At 41.8% G+C, this 6,729-nt stretch carries 9 protein-coding genes; 5 read left to right on the forward strand and 4 right to left on the reverse strand.

Going from position 1 to position 6,729, the window contains the following annotated elements:
* The first annotated feature begins 25 nt into the window (after positions 1 to 25).
* The 3 genes from V7K53_RS32145 (at position 26) to V7K53_RS32155 (ending at position 2,747) form a co-directional block, all read left to right on the forward strand.
* Complete coding sequence (locus tag V7K53_RS32145; RefSeq protein WP_335201532.1) at positions 26 to 328, forward strand: hypothetical protein; 303 nt, start codon at positions 26 to 28, stop codon at positions 326 to 328.
* A 431-nt stretch (positions 329 to 759) separates the two neighbouring features.
* On the forward strand, positions 760 to 1,164 hold the full coding sequence (locus V7K53_RS32150; protein WP_334929868.1) for a DUF4112 domain-containing protein: 405 nt from the start codon (positions 760 to 762) through the stop codon (positions 1,162 to 1,164).
* A 377-nt stretch (positions 1,165 to 1,541) separates the two neighbouring features.
* Complete coding sequence (locus tag V7K53_RS32155; protein WP_335201533.1) at positions 1,542 to 2,747, forward strand: glutathione S-transferase family protein; 1,206 nt, start codon at positions 1,542 to 1,544, stop codon at positions 2,745 to 2,747.
* 4 nt (positions 2,748 to 2,751) lie between these two features.
* On the opposite strand, the gene mtnB is transcribed toward V7K53_RS32155, so the two are convergent.
* The 4 genes from mtnB to cutA all read right to left on the reverse strand — a co-directional run bounded on the left by mtnB (position 2,752) and on the right by cutA (position 5,145).
* Positions 2,752 to 3,387 (reverse strand): methylthioribulose 1-phosphate dehydratase, encoded by a 636-nt coding sequence (gene mtnB / locus V7K53_RS32160; RefSeq protein WP_335201534.1) that lies wholly within the window; start codon positions 3,385 to 3,387, stop codon positions 2,752 to 2,754.
* Positions 3,378 to 4,007, reverse strand: coding sequence for an HAD-IB family phosphatase (locus V7K53_RS32165; RefSeq protein ID WP_335201535.1), 630 nt, complete (start codon positions 4,005 to 4,007; stop codon positions 3,378 to 3,380). Before V7K53_RS32165 ends, mtnB begins: the two co-directional genes overlap by 10 nt.
* 141 nt (positions 4,008 to 4,148) lie before the next feature.
* Entirely contained in the window at positions 4,149 to 4,703 is a 555-nt protein-coding gene (locus tag V7K53_RS32170) for a 1,2-dihydroxy-3-keto-5-methylthiopentene dioxygenase (protein WP_335201536.1), read from the reverse strand.
* A 133-nt stretch (positions 4,704 to 4,836) separates the two neighbouring features.
* On the reverse strand, positions 4,837 to 5,145 hold the full coding sequence (cutA, locus tag V7K53_RS32175) for a divalent-cation tolerance protein CutA (RefSeq protein ID WP_334999910.1): 309 nt from the start codon (positions 5,143 to 5,145) through the stop codon (positions 4,837 to 4,839).
* Positions 5,146 to 5,454: 309 nt separating this feature from the next.
* Between cutA and V7K53_RS32180 the strand changes: the two genes are divergently transcribed.
* Together V7K53_RS32180 and V7K53_RS32185 are read left to right on the forward strand one after the other, a co-directional pair.
* Positions 5,455 to 5,610, forward strand: coding sequence for a hypothetical protein (locus V7K53_RS32180; RefSeq protein WP_442940522.1), 156 nt, complete (start codon positions 5,455 to 5,457; stop codon positions 5,608 to 5,610).
* Between the two features lie 10 nt (positions 5,611 to 5,620).
* On the forward strand, positions 5,621 to 6,613 hold the full coding sequence (locus V7K53_RS32185; protein WP_335201537.1) for a phosphonate dehydrogenase: 993 nt from the start codon (positions 5,621 to 5,623) through the stop codon (positions 6,611 to 6,613).
* Positions 6,614 to 6,729: the final 116 nt, after the last annotated feature.

Genomic DNA, 6,729 nt, shown 5'->3' on the forward strand with positions numbered 1-6,729 from the left:
ACTGGGGAACGGGGAGATGAAGGATATGCGAATACTCTTGATATACTCCCCCGAATGCGATCTGTTAAATTCGGGGGATTGTAAACTAAAACAGCGATCGCTTTATCTGTTAAACCTTCTTGATATTTCAGCGTCAGTACTTCGAGCCATTTTCGGTCAAATTCTGGGTGCGATCGCAAATTGTAGCCAAAATTGGGGACTATACAGCCAACCGCGTCTGCGTGACATCAAACCAATCCCAATTACACATATACCGAATAGTGTTGCTCTCGTTCTTGGTTCTGGAACTTTCTGCGGTGTCTGGAAGGAACCACTCAAAAAAGCTTGACCTTTCAAGGGAGTAGTTGGATCTCGATCGAGTGACTCAATTTCAATAAAGTATCAGAATTAAAGCCTGAGACAAATGCTTTTGATATGTCGGTTGATGGGATAAGTGTTAGAGTAACTTCTGTGTCATATACTACCTTGAATGGAAACGTAGTTTGGGCGATCGCTTTTGCCGTACTTGCATCCATGCCCAATAAAGAAAAAACTAGTGGAATAAGACACACCCGATTATACGATACAAGAGTTTTGGTCATAATAAATAATAGAGCGTAGTTTACTACCGCAGGCATCACAACGCAACAAACTATATCATCCATCTATCTGCTTTTTTAGGCAGTATTCAGGATTTTTATTCATACTTGTTATTTCTAACGGTACAAGACAAATAACTAAAAATGGTGCAATTTAAAAGTAGTGTAAATATGGTCAATTATGGACGCTGCCAAACGCCTTGCTACTCTAAATCGCATCCGCAAACTCAGCCGTCTGATGGATACATCAATACGTATCCCTTTGACAGGTTTTCGCATTGGCATAGACCCAATCATTGGTCTAGTTCCAGGTGCTGGTGATTTAATCAGTACAGCGTTTTCAGCTTACATCATATTTTTAGCGACTCGGTTTGGCATCCCGCGTCAAGACTTAGCCAAAATGATTTTTAATGTAGGTTTGGAAACAGTCGTTGGTACTGTGCCTTTAGTGGGTGATTTGTTTGATGCTTTCTATAAGTCCAACATTCGGAATTTGGCAATTTTGGAGCAACATTTGACAGTAGTTGAACCAGAACTAAAAAAAGTGTCTGATGAACTTTACTCTCAAAAATTCAGCCAAATTTAAGTAGGAAAAGCGCGTAGTTTACGGCCGCAGGCATTGCCATTGCACATTTACTATGTATTTTCTAGTACATTACTAGCCAGTTGTAGAGAAGCGATGACCGAGCGCTGTGGGTGGGCTGCTGAGTTCTTCTACAGCGTTGGGTCAACAACTGGCAATTTGCGTCTGTTCTGTTGATATCTTATTTAAACGGCAATTCAGAGATAAGTTATGCCAAATTGCCAGAACCTTTGAACGTGGTATCGTCACTTCAAATTTTTCTTAAAAGAGAAATGGAAAGAATTGATGAGCGAACCTATCGGTTAAATTAAGCCTTGGTGTAATTGAAAATATTGTAGAGTATAGAATTGTCCTAAGTATTGCCCTACGCAACTCCCCCTATGACTACCGCACCCTTAAGCTGGGAAGAACTAGAAACCCTCACGGACTATCAAATAGATACCGTTAATGGTCTCACCAATGCTAGAGCCAGGTTGCGCTTGTTTGGTCAGCCGGAATCTGATGTGCGGGTAACGCTGTACCGCGATAACCACGCTTGGTGTCCCTACTGTCAAAAAGTTTGGTTATGGCTAGAGGAAAAACAGATCCCATATCGCATTGAAAAAGTGACAATGTTCTGCTATGGGGAGAAAGAAAGTTGGTATAAACGTAAGGTACCATCAGGAATGCTCCCCGCGATCGAGCTAGATGGACGGATTATTAAGGAAAGCGATGACATTTTGATCGCTTTGGAAAAGGTATTTGCTCCATTGAACCAAGGGATGGAAGACCGCACGGTGCTGCCTCTACGTCAATTAGAACGACTTTTATTTAGAGCCTGGTGCGCTTGGCTATGCTCTAGAACCGATTCCTCTCAACAAGAACAACGCAACCGGGAACAATTTATCGGAGTGGTGGCTAGGGTAGAGGAGGCTCTGGGTAGCACCCCAAGCCCTTACTTTCTAGATAGCTTCGGCATCGTCGATGTCATTTTTACGCCATATCTTGAACGGATGAATGCGAGCCTTTACTACTACAAAGGCTACTCACTGCGAGAGGAAAACCCTCGTTTGAGCGCATGGTTTGCGGCAATGGAAAGCCGACCGACCTACTGCGGTACCCAGAGCGACTTTCACACCCACGCACATGATTTACCACCTCAGATGGGGGGCTGTTGGGAAAACGGCGAAACCCAGATGCTTCTCAATAAAGCGCGGGTGGATAACGGCCCCTGGTTCGGGCTACCAGACGTTACTTATCCAGAACCAGAAAACTCCCGTATCGAAGCTCTTAAACGAACAATCGATCATCGGATCAATATTATCCGAGTCAACCCCTTAGATGATAAATTGTTCGATCTAGCGCTACGTTGTGCTTTAACACACATGATGACAGGGGAAAACTGTGTACCTCCATCGGGATCTGATGTCGCTCTCCGATATTTGCGCGATCGCATTAATGTACCACGAGACATGTCTATCTACGCAGCCAAGCGATTGAGGGAATCCCTGGAAAAAACCGCAGCCCTTGCAGGTGATGGACAGCCAGCCCCCATTCCCACTAAGCATCGACGAGATCAAGACCCGTCTAACTTTGCCATCAAGTAGGATTTCAGATATTTATGCCTAAGCGAACGGCCGCAACCATGTAGCGAAAGATGTAGTCTAATAACTCAATATAATTACGAGCAGCTTCAAGAGAACAACCCCAAACTGTCAAACCATGATCCCGAATTAGTAATGCGGATATTTGCGGTGGAGTGACGGCAAAGCGTTGTTCAATATCACCAGCAATCTGGGCAACTTGGAGATGATTAGCAAAAATTGGCATTACACAACAGGGATTTTCTTGCCAAACTCCCAAACCTTTGAGCATTTCTAGGGGTGGTAAAGGTAAACTATCACCTTCAACCAAACGAGAAACCAAATTGCTCTCAATAGAATGTATATGATAACAAGCTAGTGATTCTGGAAACAGGTGGTAAATTAGTTGATGAATAGCTGTTTCAGCTGAAGGTATCACCTGGGTGGCTGATCCTTCTATTTTGCCATCTGGAGCAATGAGAACAAAATCGTTGAGTAATAACTCACCCTTAGATTTACCACTAGCTGTAATCCAAAAACTACCATCAGTTAATCGAGCCGATAGGTTGCCGGCAGTTCCTAGCATCCAACCTTTTTGGTAAAAATACCGAGCAGTGGCAATTAGTTGCAAACGAGGATCTGCTATCGTTGGGTTTAACTCCATGATTTTGCTAAATAATCGCGGATTTGGAAAAAATCATTCCAGGGAATATAGGGTTTTTGGTGTTCATCTAAATATTGTGATAAAGGAGAGCGTGCAAAGACAACAGAAGCTTGCAATCCCATATTTAGGTCGGTGATAGAGTCACCAATAGCAATCTTTTCATCGACTGGGTACCGATCCATAACTTGCACCTTAGCGATCAGTTCTGTATCTCCTTCGTATTCAGAATTTACTTTTAAATAAGCACTGCTAATATCGACATCTACAGCATAAATTTTCTCTATTCTATGAACTATTCCATCCAAAACAACCTCTACCATTCCCCGTAATCCCCCAGAAATTACTATTAATGAAACTCCCTGAAACTCCAGAAAATCCAATAACTCTATAAACCCAGGACGTATCAATTGAGGTTTAGTAAATTCCAGAATTTCTGGATAACTTGCAGATGGAATTGATTGCAGAATTTCCTTGACTCCCTCTCGCAATGTCAGCCTTTTGGCATACATTTCAGGCAGTAGTTTTGCAGAAAGTACTGGTGCAAACTTTTTCAGAACCGCGACAAAAGTTTCGTCAACTGTAATAGTGCCATCAAAGTCACAAAAAACAATTCGCTTCATACTAATTTGTAATTCGTAATTTGTAATGTTTGATAATTTAGAATTGAGCAAAGAAAGGTAGAAGGCAGAAAATATCTTTTGCCCTCTGCAAAGCGGGTTTAAAGCCCCTAAATTTATTTATGGGGATTACTTTCTGCCTTCTCAACTCACTAGGGATTGGCGGGTGCGAATTTCTCTGCCTGTATATTGGGGTATCCAACCTTCTGTGGTGATGAAATAGCGTACTGCTTTCACGCGTCTTGCTGGGGTGAGATAAAACCAATGTTCGGTTCCGGCTGGAATGTTGATATATTCTTCTGGTTGTACTGTCAGTTCTACTTGACTACCATCAGAACGTACAAAGCCAAAAATCGCTTCTCCATCAATGATGTAGCGCACTTCATCATCTGCATGGGTATGAATTTGGTCAAACTTTGCCATTGACTCATCAAGGTTAGGAATCCCTTGATGAAGGACAACCAAATCACGAGATTTATAGCCTGCTGTCTGTTGTAGTTGCTCAAAGTAACTATCTATTGCTTTGAGTACTTGTTCTTTTTCATCTTCGTTAAGACTATCCTTTGCCAACAAATGTTGGAGTTTGGGGTTATCTCCTACAGTCTGACGATTAATTTGAATATTCAAGGGGGCTAATTCCTGAGCAATGTGAATTAAATCGGTGTGAAGAGTTCCATTTTCTAGTTTGAGAACTGCCATTTTTGACCTCCAGTAAAATAGTTAGAATAAAGCTTTTGAGGCATAAGGGACTTCCAACTAAAAAAAATATTCTATCGCTGTGTAGGTAGAGAGCAGCGGCAGAGAGAAAAATGGTATTAGGTAAATTCTATTGTTAGCGCGGTGAAACTTCTGCATTCAACCAATTGGCAAAACCCTGATTAACTGCTGTCGGAGAAATTTCGGCGATAAAATTAGTATAAGTAATATGCTCTTGAATAAGTTTTTCGATTTCTAAAGCATAACCATCTTGAGTTTTGATAATTAAAACAACTTCTGGTTCTTCAGTAATTTCTCCTTGCCAACTATAAGCACAAGTAATCGGGAACCAATTGACACAAACTGCTAACTTACATTCTAGTAATGCCCGACCAATTTGACGCGCTTCATCTGTATTGTTTAAAGTTACATAGTAGAGTTTCATAAAATTTTCCGACTTACTATTAGAGTGAGAAAATACGCCCTAATCCCTCTAGCTTGGCTACTGTTGCTTGCAAATGGGATAAATGAGTATCCAGAGCTTCCACAGATTCCACAGATGTCCACTTCTCTACAAAAGTAAACTTATTTTATCTCGTTATGCCAGTATATTAGACCTCTTGCAAAAGTGCTTTTTGCAAGAGGGGGAAAAGGGTAAAGGTTAAAGGGGAAGGGGACAATACAGAACCTTTTCTCCTTCCCCTTTTCCCGACTTCTGCAAGAAGTATATTGACTCTTTTGTGCCTCCACGATTATGGGAGCGATTGAGGCTGGTGGCATGGGATTTGAGCTAATTGGCGCACTTCGCCCGATCGATGACTGGGAAGTTTCAGCAGTGCTGCTAGTTGTTTTGCTTATGGTCATTTTGGTTGATAGTTTTAGTAGTTATCTTAGGAAACGTTTAATTTAGGAGGTTGCTGATGAAACCTAAAGTTGTAATTACCCACTGGGTTCACCCTGAAATTATTACAAACTTAAGTCAGTATTGTGAGGTAGTTGCAAATCCAAATAGAGAGACTTTACCGCGTCAAGAAATTCTCAAGTTGGCGCAGAACGCTGAAGCTTTGATGGTTTTTATGCCAGATCAAATCGATGAGGCGTTTCTGAAAGCTTGTCCAAAATTGAAGATTATCGCCGGAGCATTGAAAGGTTACGATAACTTTGATGTTGATGCCTGTACTCGTCAAGGTATTTGGTTCACAATCGTACCTAGCTTATTGGCTGTACCAACAGCTGAGTTGACCATTGGATTAATTATCGGGTTAGCCCGCCAGATGTTGCCAGGCGATCGCTTAATTCGTCAAGGCACGTTTGCAGGTTGGCGGCCCCATCTATACGGCGTGGGATTAGCAAACCGAACACTGGGAATTGTTGGTATGGGGAGCCTGGGGCAAGCTCTGGCTCAACGGCTTTCTAGTTTTGAAATGAACTTGATTTACACCGATGCGATGCCTTTACCCAAGGAAAAAGCCGCAGCTTGGTGCTTGTCACGAGTTTCTCTAGATACGCTATTGGCAACCAGTGATTTTGTTGTGCTAATGGTTCCTCTACAACCAGAAACGTTTCATTTGATAAATGAGACATCTTTAGCACGGATGAAACCAGGGAGTTTCTTAATCAATCCGTGTCGTGGCTCAGTAGTTGATGAACAAGCGGTGAGCGATGCTTTAGCCTCTGGACATTTAGCGGGTTATGCCGCTGACGTGTTTGAACTAGAAGATTGGGCCCGTAGCGATCGCCCGTCGAAAATTCCTCCATCTCTGCTAGAGAAACAAGACCAAACTTTTTTTACTCCCCATTTAGGATCTGCGGTGGATGATTTACGATATGACATTGCTATAGAAGCATCTCAAAATATTTTACAAGCCTTACAAGGTCATTCTCCTCAAGGAGCAATCAATTGTCCAATATAAAATAATTAATAAGTAGTCAATACCTTATACCAATTTAATATGAAGCTGCATAGAATAAAGCTTCCAGGATAAAGTTGTAAGAAGAGACAGAAATTACCTGCTCAAATGTAAGTTGG

The organism is Nostoc sp., assembly GCF_036917355.1.
Lineage (GTDB): Bacteria > Cyanobacteriota > Cyanobacteriia > Cyanobacteriales > Nostocaceae > Nostoc.